12 protein-coding genes and 1 pseudogene are annotated in these 14,390 nt (G+C 61.4%); 2 read left to right on the plus strand and 11 right to left on the minus strand.

Features of this window, described 5'->3' with window-relative positions:
* Nucleotides 1-109: 109 nt before the first annotated feature.
* The 3 genes from creC to rloA2 form a co-directional block, all read right to left on the minus strand.
* Nucleotides 110-1,528 (minus strand): two-component system sensor histidine kinase CreC, encoded by a 1,419-nt coding sequence (gene creC / locus AB4N73_RS19300; RefSeq protein WP_460142429.1) that lies wholly within the window; start codon nucleotides 1,526-1,528, stop codon nucleotides 110-112.
* On the minus strand, nucleotides 1,528-2,208 hold the full coding sequence (gene creB, locus AB4N73_RS19305; RefSeq protein WP_460142430.1) for a two-component system response regulator CreB: 681 nt from the start codon (nucleotides 2,206-2,208) through the stop codon (nucleotides 1,528-1,530). Before creB ends, creC begins: the two co-directional genes overlap by 1 nt.
* Nucleotides 2,209-2,277: 69 nt before the next feature.
* Entirely contained in the window at nucleotides 2,278-2,784 is a 507-nt protein-coding gene (rloA2, locus tag AB4N73_RS19310) for a retropepsin-like aspartic peptidase RloA2 (RefSeq protein WP_041476742.1), read from the minus strand.
* Nucleotides 2,785-3,064: 280 nt separating this feature from the next.
* On the opposite strand from rloA2, the gene AB4N73_RS19315 reads away from it, so the two are divergent.
* Entirely contained in the window at nucleotides 3,065-3,952 is an 888-nt protein-coding gene (locus tag AB4N73_RS19315; protein ID WP_252877022.1) for an acyltransferase, read from the plus strand.
* 1 nt (nucleotide 3,953) lies between these two features.
* Here AB4N73_RS19315 and AB4N73_RS19320 read toward each other — a convergent pair whose 3' ends face one another.
* Nucleotides 3,954-4,511 carry a DUF2780 domain-containing protein gene (locus AB4N73_RS19320; RefSeq protein WP_123443808.1) on the minus strand — a complete coding sequence of 186 codons (558 nt, stop codon included), beginning with the start codon at nucleotides 4,509-4,511 and terminating at the stop codon, nucleotides 3,954-3,956.
* A gap of 282 nt (nucleotides 4,512-4,793) precedes the next feature.
* Here AB4N73_RS19320 and AB4N73_RS19325 point away from each other — a divergent pair, with 282 nt between their 5' ends.
* Nucleotides 4,794-5,102 (plus strand): hypothetical protein, encoded by a 309-nt coding sequence (locus tag AB4N73_RS19325; protein ID WP_056786558.1) that lies wholly within the window; start codon nucleotides 4,794-4,796, stop codon nucleotides 5,100-5,102.
* Between the two features lie 62 nt (nucleotides 5,103-5,164).
* Here the strand turns inward: AB4N73_RS19325 and fdhA are convergent, their stop codons facing one another.
* The 7 genes and pseudogenes from fdhA to glyA form a co-directional block, all read right to left on the minus strand.
* A complete protein-coding gene (gene fdhA / locus AB4N73_RS19330; RefSeq protein ID WP_016772834.1) occupies nucleotides 5,165-6,364 on the minus strand; it encodes a formaldehyde dehydrogenase, glutathione-independent in 1,200 nt (399 codons plus the stop codon).
* 174 nt (nucleotides 6,365-6,538) lie between these two features.
* Nucleotides 6,539-7,396, minus strand: coding sequence for a formyltetrahydrofolate deformylase (purU, locus tag AB4N73_RS19335; RefSeq protein ID WP_217829528.1), 858 nt, complete (start codon nucleotides 7,394-7,396; stop codon nucleotides 6,539-6,541).
* A 216-nt stretch (nucleotides 7,397-7,612) separates the two neighbouring features.
* Nucleotides 7,613-8,245, minus strand: coding sequence for a sarcosine oxidase subunit gamma (locus AB4N73_RS19340; RefSeq protein WP_323619772.1), 633 nt, complete (start codon nucleotides 8,243-8,245; stop codon nucleotides 7,613-7,615).
* Between the two features lie 142 nt (nucleotides 8,246-8,387).
* Nucleotides 8,388-11,405 (minus strand): sarcosine oxidase subunit alpha, encoded by a 3,018-nt coding sequence (locus AB4N73_RS19345; protein WP_460142431.1) that lies wholly within the window; start codon nucleotides 11,403-11,405, stop codon nucleotides 8,388-8,390.
* On the minus strand, nucleotides 11,402-11,731 hold the full coding sequence (locus AB4N73_RS19350; RefSeq protein WP_016772830.1) for a sarcosine oxidase subunit delta: 330 nt from the start codon (nucleotides 11,729-11,731) through the stop codon (nucleotides 11,402-11,404). The genes AB4N73_RS19345 and AB4N73_RS19350 overlap by 4 nt, the downstream gene beginning before the upstream one ends.
* 14 nt (nucleotides 11,732-11,745) lie before the next feature.
* Nucleotides 11,746-12,995: pseudogene (locus AB4N73_RS19355) on the minus strand (sarcosine oxidase subunit beta family protein).
* 21 nt (nucleotides 12,996-13,016) lie between these two features.
* A complete protein-coding gene (gene glyA, locus AB4N73_RS19360) occupies nucleotides 13,017-14,270 on the minus strand; it encodes a serine hydroxymethyltransferase (protein ID WP_024014589.1) in 1,254 nt (417 codons plus the stop codon).
* Between the last annotated feature and the right edge of the window lie 120 nt (nucleotides 14,271-14,390).

The raw sequence follows: 14,390 nt of genomic DNA on the forward strand, positions 1-14,390 counted from the left end.
GGGAGTCTGCTGATGCGGTGTGGTGGGAGTGTGGGGGGAATATGGAGATTGTGTGGAGAATGCATTCCCCTGTGGGAGCGAGCCTGCTCGCGAAGGCCGCGACTCGGTTTCAAGGCAGGCGCAATACCACCTCAACCCCGCCCTCGACATTGCCAATGCGCATCATCCCGCCATGCAACTTGACTACTTCTTCAACGAAGTTCAGCCCCAGCCCGGTGCTCTTGCGTCCGCTGTCCGGGCGCGGCAACGAGTAGAAGCGTTCGGTCAGACGCGGCAAGGCGTAATCGGGAATCGGCGTGGTCTGGTTGAACAGGCGGAACTCGATCTGCTCGCCAACCCGCTCGGCGCTCAAGCGCAACAGGCCCTGCGCCGGGGTGAAATCCAGCGCGTTCTCAAGCAGATTGCCCAACGCCTGGCGTAGCAGAAACGGCTCGCCAATCAACAGCAGATCCTCGCCGATCGCTTGCTCGACGCGCAGTTGTTTGCCCTCGATCCGCGCGGCCTGCGCCTTGAGCAGTTCTGCGACCAACAGCGCCAGCGGTACTGCCACCCGTTCTTCCAGCCCTTGGCGCTGTTCGACCTGCGCCAGGTTGAGCAGGCGCTCGATCAACTGCTGCATCCGCGCGCTTTCGCTGTCGATGTTGCTGACAAAGCGCAAACGCTGGACGGCCGGCATCTCGCTTTGCAGCAACTCCGCCGCACCCCGGATCGCCGCCAGCGGACTTTTCAATTCATGGGTCAGGGTGTGCACATAACGCTCGACGTAGGCCTTGCCTTCGAGCTGCGTGCGCATCTGCTCGACCGCCGTCGCCAGTTGCTCCAGCTCGCCGCCGCGATAATGCGGCACTTCCACGCGCCGGCCTTCGCTGACCGCTTGGGCATAACCGGTCAAACGATGTAGCGCACGGCTCAGCCACCACGACAACAGTGCACCGAACAGCAGACCGAGGCCGATCAGTCCGGCGCCGTAAAACAGCAAGCGCCGCTCGGTGCGATCAACGTAGGGTTGCAACGAACTGTTGGGCTTGGCCACGGTGACCACGCCGATGATCTTGCCGTTGTCGCGGATCGGCGCACCGACGTGCATCACTGAAGAGCTCGGATCGTCAGGATCACTGCGGCTGGAGCGTGCGCCGTACTCGCCGCGCAGGGTCAGGTAGACGTCGTTCCAGCGCGAATAATCCTGGCCGACCGCGACGCCGCTGGAGTCGAGCACGACGATGCCCTTGGCGTCGGTGACGTAGATGCGGTGGTTGACCTGATTTTTCGGCAAGCCCCAGATGGTCGCTTGCGGCTGCCGCTCGCCATAGGCGCGGAGCAATTGCGGCCAGCGGTTCTCGCTGAGGGTGCCGGCCTTGAAATCGTCGCGCAGGATTTCTGCCATCAGGTTGGCGGTGTCCACCAGCGTCTCTTCGGTGGACTGGCGCACGCCGGGGCGGATTTCCTCCATCACCGTGTTGAGGACGAAATAACCGGTCAGGCCGACAAACAGCACGTACACCAGAAAGATCCGCAGCCCCAGCGACATCAGCTGTGTCCCGGGCTGTAGCTGTAACCGAGGCCGCGATGGGTCTGGATCGGCTCGGCCTCGGCGCGCACCAGGCGCAACTTGGCGCGCAGGCTTTTGATGTGACTGTCGATGCTGCGTTCATAACCGGCGTCTGCCGCTACGCCCAGCGCATCGAGCAATTGCTCGCGGCTGAACACCCGCTCAGGTTGTTCGAGCAGACATTGCAACAAGCGGAATTCATGGCGGGTCAGGCTCAGCGGCTGGCCGCGATAGCTGATCTGCACGCGTTCGGCATCGATGCGAAACAGCTTTGAGCCTGCTTCCAGGGTTGCGCGCGGCGCCATGCGTTTGAGGATGGCTTTGACCCGCGCCGCCACTTCACGGGGGCTGAACGGCTTGACCACGTAATCGTCGGCACCGATCTCCAGGCCCACCACGCGGTCGATCTCGGCGTCGCGGGCGCTGAGAAACAGCACCGGCACTTCCGTGAAGCGCCGCAGTTGCTTGCAAGTCTCGAAGCCGCTGATGTCCGGCAAACCGATATCGAGAATGATCAGGTCGGCCGGCGTCTGCCGCTGATGCTCCAGCGCCGCCGCGCCGAGGTTCAGCCACGTGGTGCTGAACCCCTCGCCCTGCAAGGCAAAAATCAGTGTGTCGGCTATTGCCGCTTCGTCTTCGACAATCAGGATGTGCGGCATGGCGTCCGAGCCCGTGGCAGTTAGTGCGCGAACGGTGCCCCAAGCCCGGGGTTACGTCAATCAGACCACTTAGCAGTCAGGCTTGTCGGCGGTGTAACGCCGCGCCGGGTTTACCGCCGCGCCGAACTCGCGCAAGGCCTTGGCGCCGATCAGGAGCGGATAGTTGAAGTGGCTGCGGTCGGTCAGGTTGACCTCGACAGTGCGCTTGACGTTGCCCAGGCACAGTTCCAGATCGACCACCGGGCGCTTGGCGACATCGCTGCTGTCGCGCTCTTCATCGTCCTCGTCGGAACGGCTTTTGATCTTGCTGATCCGCGCGACCTTGTGCTCGAAAACCTTGTTGCTGGCGTCCTTGGTGGCGAGGCGGAAACGCACCCAGTCGTCGCCATCACGGGTGAAGGTCTCGATGTCCTTGGCCGACAGCGAGGCGGTCAGCGCGCCGGTGTCCATCTTGGCCTTGAGCACTTCGCCACCGATTTCCGGCAGCGCGATGTATTCGTAGCGACCGTACAGCGTCGGCTCGGCGGCCATTACCGGCAGCGCGACGAGGGCAAACAGAGCAAGGAGGGATTTCACGTAAGGGGCTTCCTTGGAAATTGAGGGCGGCAAACTGGGATTTTAGACACGCACCAAGTTATTCGTTCGCTTCTCGGCCCCCTTCGCGAGCAGGCTCGCTCCCACATTTGAAATGCATTCCCCTGTGGGAGCGAGCCTGCTCGCGAAGAGGCCAGTGCATTCAGATCCAATCTTGAGCGAAGCATACCCGGCAAAAAGTGAAACATTCGTCAGCGCCGATTTGGCCTGTCGCGCGAAGCTGCTTATCATGGCTCGCCCCTGCCACTTCATAGAGTTGCTTATGCGCCGCCTGCTCACCGGCTGTTTCGTCACCCTGCTGCTGTTGCTCAACACCCTGGTCCTGATCGGGCCATTGATGGTGTTTGCCCTGCTCAAACTGGTCGCACCCGGGCGCTGGCGGGATTACGCATCGGGGGCGGTGATGTGGATCGCCGAGACCTGGGCCGAAATCGACAAGCTGATCTTCCGGCTGTGCATCCCGACGCAATGGGACATTCGCGGCGGCGACGATCTGCGCCGCGACACGTCCTATCTGGTGGTCAGCAACCATCAATCGTGGGTCGACATTCCAGCACTGATCCAGACCCTCAACCGACGCACGCCGTTCTTCAAGTTCTTTCTGAAGAAAGAGCTGATCTGGGTGCCGTTCCTCGGCTTGGCGTGGTGGGCGCTGGATTACCCCTTCATGAAGCGCTACACCAAAGCCTTTCTGGCAAAGAACCCCGAGCTGGCAGGCAAGGATCTGGAAATCACCAAAGCGGCGTGCGAGCTGTTCAAGCGCCAGCCGGTGACGGTGGTGAATTATCTGGAAGGCACGCGCTACACCCTGGCGAAAAGCACCCAGCAGGAATCACCGTTCAGCCACCTGCTCAAACCCAAGGCCGGCGGCGTGGCGTTCGTGCTGGCGGCGATGGGTGAACAGCTCGACGCGATGCTCGATGTGACGGTGGTGTATCCGCAGGAAAAAATCCCGGGCTTCTGGGACCTGATCAGCGGCAACGTGCCGCGAGTGATCATCGACATCAGGACGCGCGAACTCGACCCGACGCTGTGGCAGGGCGATTACGAGAAAGATCCGGCGTTTCGCCAACACGTCCAGAACTGGGTCAACCAGCTCTGGACCGAGAAGGATCAGCGCATCGTCGAGCTGCGCAACGAGCGCGGCTGACTCAAGTGCCGGTGCCGGTGCCCCAGATGCTGCCCAGGCTGCTCAACAGCGAACCGCCGACGCCCTGCTGACCGAGGTATTGCAGCAGCACCGGGGCAAACTGGCCGATCATGCCGCTGTCCATGCCCAGCGCGCTGAACGCGTTGTTCAGGTCGTTGCTGTCTTTGACATTGCCCAGCGCATTCTCAAGGCCAGCGGACTTGCCGGACGAACCGAGCAACGCGCCCAGCGCCGCCAGATTGCCGCTGCCACCGGACAACTTGTCGATGCCCGGCACTTCCTTGGCCAGTTGCGAGTAGTCGGTGCTGCTCAACTGATTCTTCGCCAGCCCAAGCATCGCACTGGTACCGCCAACGGCCTGCTCCGGCGTGACGTCCAGCGCACTCAAAGCACTCAACAAACCAGCGGTCTCCGAAGTCGGCGCTGCAGCGGCCGCCTTGTCACCACCTTGCATCCCCGCTACCGCACCGGCCACGTCGTTCAAACTGAAACCGGCAAACACCGGCCCGGCGGCCAGAGTCAGGAGCGATGCCAAGGCAAAACCGCGTGAAATCTTCATTCAGACATCCTCTTGTGGAAAAGCTGCCACCGGACAACGGCGACGAAACTGCCGGTTTGACCGGGTATTGGGCGGCATGTTCCTCGCGGCGCATCCCCTTCTCTACGCACTCACCTAAATGAATTGTTCAATCGTTGAATAGCCACTTCACTATTCGACTTCACACTGAAAACCCGACTATTTATTTCGATTGGAACTAACCAACTGTCAGATCTGACAGTTGGCAGTCATAACGATGCAAGTGAATATCTCCACTCCAATTACGTAACGGAGTACGAAAAGATGAAGTTGAAAATTGTCACTGGCGCCCTGCTTGGTCTGACCATGATGAGTACTGCCTATGCTGCAACCTGCCCAACGATATCAGTGACTCATGCGCAAGGCGCCGAAGATGTAACCTTCACTTCTGCCCGACTTAAAGATAAAGACACTGCTAATTCAGTTGTCATCTGCCGATACGAAGGTGAGGCAGACCTTGGCGTCTCGGCTGGCTACAGAAACGACACTCCGGTTCAAGCCACCGGTAGCAATTGGAACGGTGATGAGTGTGCAACCAAGGATGGTGACGCCCGCAAATGCGCCTTTAAATAACTGGTCGTGTTCAGAACAAAAAAGGGCAGCCCGATCGGCTGCCCTTCTTACATGGGTAGAACTTACGCCGCACTGAACAACTTATGCGGATCAATCACAAACTTCTTCGGCACGCCCGCATCGAACTCGCCGTAACCTTCTGGCGCCTGATCGAGGCTGATCACTTGCACGCCGACCACTTCGGCAATGTTGATGCGGTCCCACATGATCGCCTGCATCAACTGGCGGTTGTACTTCATCACTGGAGTTTGCCCAGTGTGGAAGCTGTGGGATTTGGCCCAGCCCAGGCCGAAGCGGATGCTCAGGCTGCCCATTTTCGCGGCAGCGTCGACGGCGCCCGGATCTTCGGTGACGTACAGGCCGGGGATACCGATCTTGCCGGCAACGCGCACCACGCCCATCAGTGAGTTGAGCACCGTGGCCGGGGCTTCGGCCTTGACGCCGTCGTGGCCGTGGCCGCGTGCTTCAAAGCCAACGCAGTCCACCGCGCAATCGACTTCCGGCTCGCCCAGCAGCGCGGCGATCTGTTCGTGCAGCGGGGTGTCTTTGGACAGGTCGACGACCTCAAAGCCCTGGGCCTTGGCGTGGGCCAGGCGGATGGTGTTGACGTCGCCGACAATCACCACCGCAGCACCGAGCAAACGTGCGGAAGCGGCAGCGGCCAGGCCGACCGGACCGGCGCCGGCGATGTAAACGCTGCTGCCCGGACCGACGCCGGCAGTGACGGCGCCGTGATAGCCGGTCGGGAGGATGTCGGAGAGGCAGGTCAGGTCGCGGATTTTCTCCATGGCCTTGTCGCGATCCGGCAGTTTCAGCAGGTTGAAGTCGGCGTACGGCACCAGCACGTATTCAGCCTGGCCACCGGTCCAGTCGCCCATGTCGACGTAACCGTATGCGCCGCCGGCACGGGCCGGGTTGACGGTCAGGCAGACGCCGGTGTGTTGCTCTTTGCAGGAACGGCAGCGCCCGCAAGCCACGTTGAACGGAACGGAGACCAAATCGCCGATCTTCAGGTTTTCGACGTCGGAGCCCTTTTCGATCACCTCGCCGGTGATCTCATGGCCCAGCACCAGACCGGTCTGCGCCGTGGTCCGGCCGCGCACCATATGCTGGTCGGAGCCGCAGATGTTGGTGGAAACCACTTTGAGAATGACCCCATGCTCGATCTTGCGACCGCGCGGGTCCTGCATTTTCGGGTAGTCGATTTTCTGTACTTCGACCTTGCCAGCGCCGAGATACACCACACCACGATTGCCAGACATGCTTTCACCTCGCTGTTGTTTTTATGGAACTGCGTTGCCCCGGTTGGGCAGCGCGTTGAGTGCTCGGGTATTGCTTGTTGGTCTTGCGTTGTTTGTTACGGCCCCTTCGCGAGCAGGCTCGCTCCCACATTGGAATGCATACCCTGTGGGAGCGAGCCTGCTCGCGAAAGCGATCTAGAGAACGACGGTTCTGTTGGCGTTCAAAAAAACTCGTCTTTCGATGTGATACCCAACCGCCCGCGCCAAGGTCAGGCCTTCGATATCCCGCCCTTTGGCAATCAGATCCTCGGGGTAATGACTGTGATCCACCGCCTCGACGCCCTGGGCGATGATCGGCCCCTCGTCGAGGTCGTTGTTGATGTAATGCGCCGTCGCGCCCACCAGTTTCACGCCCTTGTTGTAAGCCTGGTGATAAGGCTTGGCGCCCTTGAAGCCCGGCAACAGCGAGTGATGAATGTTGATCGCCTTGCCGTCGAGCTTGCGGCACAGCTCCGGCGATAGCACCTGCATGTAGCGGGCGAGGATCACCAGTTCGGCACCGGCATCTTCGATCACCTGCCAGACCTGACGCTCCTGCGCCGGCTTGTCGTTGGGGTCGAGAGGGAAATGGTAGTAGGGAATCTGGTGCCAGTCGGCCAACGGCTTGAGATCCGGATGGTTGGACACCACCGCCGCCACGTCCATCGACAACTGGCCGATGCGCTGGCGATAGAGCAAGTCGTTGAGGCAGTGATCGGCCTTGGAGACCATGATCACCACTTTCGGCCGGTAGTTCGGTGCGGTCAGCTCGAAGATCATGCCGAAGGCCTGACCGCGTTCGGCTAAGCCTGCGCGGAAGGATTGTTCGTCGAAGCCGTCGGGCTGACGGAATTCCACGCGAATGAAGAAACGCCCGGAGAGGCGGTCATCGAACGAATGGTGCTCGGTGACGTAGCAGCCCTGCTCGAACAGAAAACGCGTGACCGCGTCCACCGTGCCGAGGACGCTGGGGCAGTCGGCGGTCAGAATCCATGTGTCTGGGGCGCGGCTCATGGTGCGGTGACTCCTGTTCGTTGTGCGGGGTGTCAGGTTTTCCCTCACCCTAGCCCTCTCCCAGAGGGAGAGGGGACTGACCGAGGTGTTCTTTCGAGCTACGCCGACCTGAAATAGCGCGTCGAACTCAGGCTCGAAAAACACACAAATCTGCTCCCTTTCCCCCTCTCCCCCTCAGGGGGGAGAGGGCTGGGGTGAGGGGGTGGCTTTTGATCTTCAGGCCTGAACGCTCAGCCCGTACTCGGCCGAAGCATCCTGCAACCACAACCACCAGTAATCCGAGAAGCTGCGACGGATCAGCAATTCCCAGGTGTCTTCCGCCGTATGACGGATCATCAACTGCGACTTGGCGAACACCGTGCCCACCGCTTTGCCGACCGGGAAGCTGTTCGGGTGCACGTCGTAGCTGGTCGACTTCATCAGCACCTGACGCACGTTCGGGCCGCTTAATTCGAGAATCTGCTGGCCGCCGCTGACGTTCACGATAGCAATGTGCAGATCGCCCAGCGCTTCGCGCAGTTTCTGCTCGGCGGCGAACTCTTCACCGCTCGGCACGATCAGCAGCCATTCGTCCGGGCCCATCCATTGCAGGCTGGTTTCACCTTTGACGATCACGCTCAGGGCGCCGGGCAATTCAATGCCAAGCGCCTTGTGCACACCGGCAGCGAACGCGGCATCGTGACCATCACCACGAATAGTCAGGTGGCCGAGGAGTTTCTTTTCCCGCACGATCACGCCGGCGTTCTTGCGGCCCTTGCCGACCAGGCTGGCGAGGTCGGCATGGTGCAGCGACGACTCGGCCTTGGCGCCAGTGGTCGGGCGTTGTTGGTAAACATTGGCTGTGGTCATAAAGCACCTTCTGAATTCTGTTGGTTCCTGTGGTTGCTGTGCCGCCGCCTTCGCGAGCAGGCTCGCTCCCACAGGGGAACGCGATCGAATGTGGGAGCGAGCCTGCTCGCGAATAGCCGCCCGCCCACCGCTCCCGAGGTTGTCAGATGTTCTGGCGATCACCCTTCGGATCGAAGAACACCGAAGAAACGATTTCCGCCTCGATCACGCTGCCATCGGCCAGGGGTGCGAACACCCGCTCGCCCATGCGCTTGAGACCGCCCTTGACCACACCCATGGCAAACGAATAACCGAGGGAGTTGTGCGCGTAACTCGAGGTCACGTGGCCGACCATGGTCATCGGGATCGCCTGTTTGGTGTTGAACACCAGTTGTGCACCTTCCGGCAGCCATTTGGTCGGATCGATCGGCTTCAGGCCCACCAGTTGTTTGCGCTGATCCTTGACGCAATCTTCCCGGCTCATGCCGCGTTGGCCGATCCACGAGAACGGTTTGGTGCGACCGACACACCAGCCCATGTTGAGATCGTCCGGGGTCATCGAGCCGTCGGTGTCCTGGCCGACGATGATGAAACCCTTCTCGGCCCGCAGCACGTGCATGGTTTCCGTGCCGTACGGCGTCAGGTTGTACTGCTTGCCGGCCTCGACGATTTTCTCCAGCACGCCCATCGCATAGTCGGCCTGCACGTTGACTTCGTACGACAGCTCACCAGTGAACGAGATACGGAACACCCGCGCCGGCACATCGCCGACCAGACCTTCTTTCCAGGTCATGAACGGGAACGCTTCGTTGCTCAGATCAATGTCGGTCACGGCGCTGAGCAGCTTGCGGCTGTTCGGCCCGGACAGGGTCATGGTCGCCCAGTGATCGGTAACGGAGGTGAAGTACACCTTCATATCCGGCCATTCGGTCTGGTGGTACAGCTCCAGCCATTGCAGCACGCGAGCCGCGCCGCCAGTGGTGGTGGTCATGACGAAATGGTTGTCGGCCAGGCAAGCCGTCACACCGTCGTCGAAGACCATGCCGTCTTCTTTGCACATCAAACCATAGCGAGCCTTGCCCACGTCGAGCTTGGTCCAGGCGTTGGTGTACACGCGGTTGAGAAACTCGCGGGCATCCGGGCCTTGAATGTCGATCTTGCCGAGGGTCGAAGCATCGAGCAGGCCAACGCTGTCGCGCACGGCTTTGCATTCGCGCTTGACCGCCGCGTGCAGGTCTTCACCGTTTTTCGGGAAGTACCAGGGACGCTTCCACTGACCGACGTCTTCAAACTCAGCGCCGTTCTTCACATGCCAGGCATGCAGCGCGGTGTAGCGCACCGGTTCGAAGATGTGCCCGCAATGTCGACCGGCCACGGCGCCGAAGGTCACCGGCGTGTAGTTCGGACGGAACATGGTGGTGCCCATCTGCGGGATGGTCACGTTCAGCGAACGGGCGGCAATGGCCAGACCGTTGACGTTGCCGAGCTTGCCCTGATCGGTGCCGAAGCCCAGCGCGGTGTAGCGTTTGACGTGCTCGACCGACTCGAAACCTTCACGGGTCGCCAATTCGATACCACCGGCGGTGACGTCGTTCTGAAAGTCGACGAATTGCTTCGGTGCACGCGCCGAGTTCTTCTCGTGCGGCACCTGGAACAGCGCCAGGGTCGGCTCTTCGAGACGGCTCAGGGCTTTCGGCAACACGCCTTCGACGGTCTGGAAACCGGCTTCGGCAGCAGCGCGCACGCCACCTTCAAAACCGTCGGCCAGCGAATCGCCGAGCGCGTAGACGCCATTGATGCCACCGACGCACACGCGCTTCTGCGGTGCTTCGCCCGGTACGAAACCGAGAATGTCTTCGCGCCAGACCGGTTTGCCACCGAGGTGCGAAGCCAGGTGAACCACCGGGCTGTAACCACCGGAGCTGGCGACCAGATCGCAATCGAGCCATTCGCCCGGACTGGTCACGGCGTGGGCCTTTACGTCAATCGCGGCGACGCGGGCAGCGGTCACACGCTTGCTGCCACGCACTTCGATGACGGCGCTGCCGGTGAGGATGCGAATGCCTTTGGCGCGTGCTTCTTCGACCAATGCACCGCGCGGATTGCTGCGTGCATCAGCGATCGCCACCACTTGCAGACTGGCATCGAGCCAATCGAGAGCGACGCGATAGGCGTGATCGTTGTTGGTCGACAGCACCAGTTTTTTGCCCGGCGCTACGCCATAACGACGCACGTAAGTCGACACCGCGCCGGCAAGCATGTTGCCCGGCACGTCGTTGTTGCCGTACACCAGCGGACGCTCGTGGGCGCCAGTCGCCAGCACCACGCGCTTGGCGCGGACACGGTGGATGCGCTGACGCACCTGTCCGATCGGCGCGCGGTCACCGAGGTGATCGGTGAGGCGTTCGTGAATGGTCAGAAAGTTGTGGTCGTGGTAACCGTTGACCGTGGCGCGCGGCAACAACAGCACGTCCGGGGTGTTCTTCAATTCAGCGATGACACTGGCGACCCATTCAATCGCCGGTTTGCCGTCGAGGCTTTCGCGCGAGTCGAGCAGGCTGCCGCCGAACTCTTCCTGCTCATCGGCCAGAATCACGCGGGCACCGCTGCGCGCAGCGGCCAGGGCAGCGGCGAGACCGGCCGGGCCAGCGCCGACGATCAGCACGTCGCAGTGCTGGTTCATGTAGTCGTAGGTGTCCGGATCGTTCTCGGTCGGCGAACGGCCGAGGCCGGCAGCCTTGCGAATGTACTTCTCGTAAGTCATCCAGAACGATTGCGGGTACATGAAGGTTTTGTAGTAGAAACCCGGCGGCATCAGCTTGCCGCCGACCTTGCCGAGAATGCCCATCATGTCGTTGTTGACGCTCGGCCAGCCGTTGGTGCTGGTGGCGACCAGACCCTGATACAACGCCTGTTGCGTGGCGCGCACGTTGGGAATCTGCGTGGCTTCGGTAGCACCGATCTGCAGCACCGCGTTCGGCTCTTCGGAACCAGCCGCGAAGATGCCGCGAGGGCGCGAATACTTGAAGCTGCGGCCGATGATGTCGACGCCGTTGGCGATCAGGGCAGCGGCCAGCGAGTCGCCTTCATAGCCTTTGTAGGTCTGGCCGTTGAAGGTGAAGCTCAGCACTTTGTTGCGGTCGATCCGTCCACCGTTGGACAGGCGATTGGTCTGGCTCATACCTTCTCTCCCAGCGCCGTCGTGGCTGTTTTCGCAGTGCCAGCCTTGTCGGTGAATTGCGGCTTCTCGCCGATCTTGTAGCTCTCGAGAATCTCGTAGGTCACGGTATCGCGAGTGACGTTGAAGTACTGGCGGCAACCGGCAACGTGGTCCCACAACTCGTGGTGCAGACCGCGCGGGTTATCGCGGAAGAACATGTAGTCACCCCACTCCTCATCGGTGCAGGCGTTCGGATCCAGCGGACGCGGGATATGCGCCTGACCGGATGCGTGGAATTCCTCTTCAGAGCGCAGTTCGCCGCAGTGAGGACAGAAGATATGCAACATGGGGATTTCTCCTGTTAGTGGGCAACCGCAGCAGCGCCGTGTTCATCGATCAACGCACCGTTGTGGAAACGGTCGATGGAGAAAGGTGCAGCCAATGGGTGCATTTCACCCTTGGCCAGACTCGCGGCAAACACGTTGCCCGAGCCAGGTGTGGCTTTGAAACCGCCGGTGCCCCAACCGCAGTTGAAGAACATGTTCGGTACCGGCGTCTTGGAAATGATCGGGCAAGCGTCCGGAGTGGTGTCGACGATGCCGCCCCACTGGCGGTTCATCCGTACCCGCGAGAGCACCGGAAACATCTCGACGATGGCCTGAATGGTGTGTTCGATCACCGGGTACGAACCACGCTGGCCGTAGCCGTTGTAGCCGTCGATACCGGCGCCGATCACCAGGTCGCCCTTGTCGGACTGGCTGATGTAACCGTGTACGGCGTTGGACATGATCACGCTGTCGATAATCGGCTTGATCGGCTCGGACACCAGCGCTTGCAGCGGGTGGGATTCGATCGGCAGGCGGAAACCGGCAAGCTTGGCCATGTGCCCGGAGTTACCGGCCGTCACCACGCCGACGCGCTTGGCGCCGATGAAACCCTTGTTGGTTTCGACGCCGATGCACACGCCGTTTTCCTTGCGGAAGCCGGTCACTTCGGTCTGCTGGATCAGGTCCACGCCCAAGGCATCGGCGGCACGCGCGAAGCCCCAGGCCACGGCATCGTGTCGGGCGACGCCGCCGCGACGCTGCACGGTTGCGCCCATGATCGGGTAGCGGGTGTTTTTCGAGCAGTCCAGGTACGGAATCTCGTCCGCAACCTGCTTGGCGTCAAGCAATTCGCCGTCGACGCCGTTGAGGCGGTTGGCGCTGACCCGACGCTCGGAATCACGGATGTCCTGCAGGGTGTGGCACAGGTTGTAGACGCCGCGCTGGGAGAACATCACGTTGTAGTTGAGATCCTGCGACAGGCCTTCCCACAATTTCATCGCGTGTTCGTAGAGGTGCGCCGACTCGTCCCACAGGTAGTTGGAGCGCACGATGGTGGTGTTGCGCGCGGTGTTACCGCCGCCCAGCCAACCCTTCTCGACCACGGCGACATTGGTGATGCCGTGCTCCTTGGCCAGATAGTAGGCAGTCGCCAGGCCGTGCCCGCCGCCGCCGACGATGACCACGTCGTAGACTTTTTCGGGGTGGGCGTGCGCCACATGCGCTGCCAGTTTTCGTGGTGGCTGAGCGAGTGTTTGAACAGGCCGAAGCCGGAATAGCGTTGCATAGTCATTACTCCAAAACCGACTCAGCGATAAACCGGGAAGTCTGCGCACAGGGCCGAGACCTGCTGGGCGACATTGGCCTCGACATCGGCGTCGCCGAGGTTGTCGAGGATGTCGCAGATCCAGCCGGCGAGGGTTTCGCACTGGCTGACCTTGAAGCCGCGCGTGGTCACCGCCGGGGTGCCGATGCGCAGGCCCGAGGTCACGAACGGCGACTGCGGGTCGTTCGGCACGGCGTTCTTGTTCACGGTGATGTGGGCACGGCCCAGCGCGGCGTCGGCGTCCTTGCCGGTCAGGCCCTGACGGATCAGGCTGACCAGGAACAAATGGTTGTCGGTACCGCCGGAGACCACATCGTAGCCACGCTTGATGAACACGCTGGCCATCGCCTGGGCGTTGTCGATCACTTGTTGCTGATAAGCCTTGAAGCCAGGCTCCAGCGCTTCCTTGAAGCACACTGCTTTACCGGCAATGACGTGCATCAGCGGACCGCCCTGGGCGCCGGGGAAAACGGCCGCGTTGAGCTTCTTCTCGATCTCTTCGTTGGACTTGGCCAGGATCAGCCCGCCACGCGGACCGCGCAGGGTCTTGTGCGTGGTGGTGGTGACCACATCGGCGTACGGCAGCGGGTTCGGATACAGGCCAGCAGCGACCAGACCGGCGACGTGGGCCATGTCGACGAACAGCAGTGCACCAACCTTGTCGGCGATCTGACGGAAGCGCGGGAAGTCCAGAGTCTTCGAGTAAGCGGAGAAACCGGCAACGATCATTTTCGGTTTGCACTCGACCGCCAGACGCTCGACTTCGTCGTAGTCGATCAGTCCGGTGTCGGTGTTGATGCCGTACTGCACGGCGTTGTAGAGCTTGCCCGAGGACGACACTTTCGCGCCGTGGGTCAGGTGACCGCCGTGGGCCAGGCTCATGCCGAGGATAGTGTCACCCGGTTGGATCAGCGCCAGATACACGGCGCTGTTGGCCGAAGAACCGGAGTGCGGCTGGACGTTGGCGTAGTCGGCACCGAACAGTTGCTTGGCGCGTTCGATGGCCAGTGCTTCGACTTTGTCCACATGCTCGCAGCCACCGTAGTAGCGCTTGCCCGGATAGCCCTCGGCGTATTTGTTGGTGAGCCCGCTGCCTTGCGCCTGCATGACGCGCTTGCTGGTGTAGTTCTCCGACGCGATCAGCTCGATGTGATCTTCCTGACGTTGCTCCTCGGCATTCATCGCCGCCAGCAGTGCATCGTCGTAACCCTGGATCTGGTCTTGCTTGCTGAACATCGCGTCTCTCCCAGCGGCATCTGTGCGCCATTCGTCTCGGTAAGGCACTGGCAATGATGGCAGTGCCCTTTGATGCGATGGTATGACCGGCACAGACAGCTCAAATGCCTGCGCGCGCCA

The organism is Pseudomonas sp. S3_B08, from assembly GCF_054667725.1.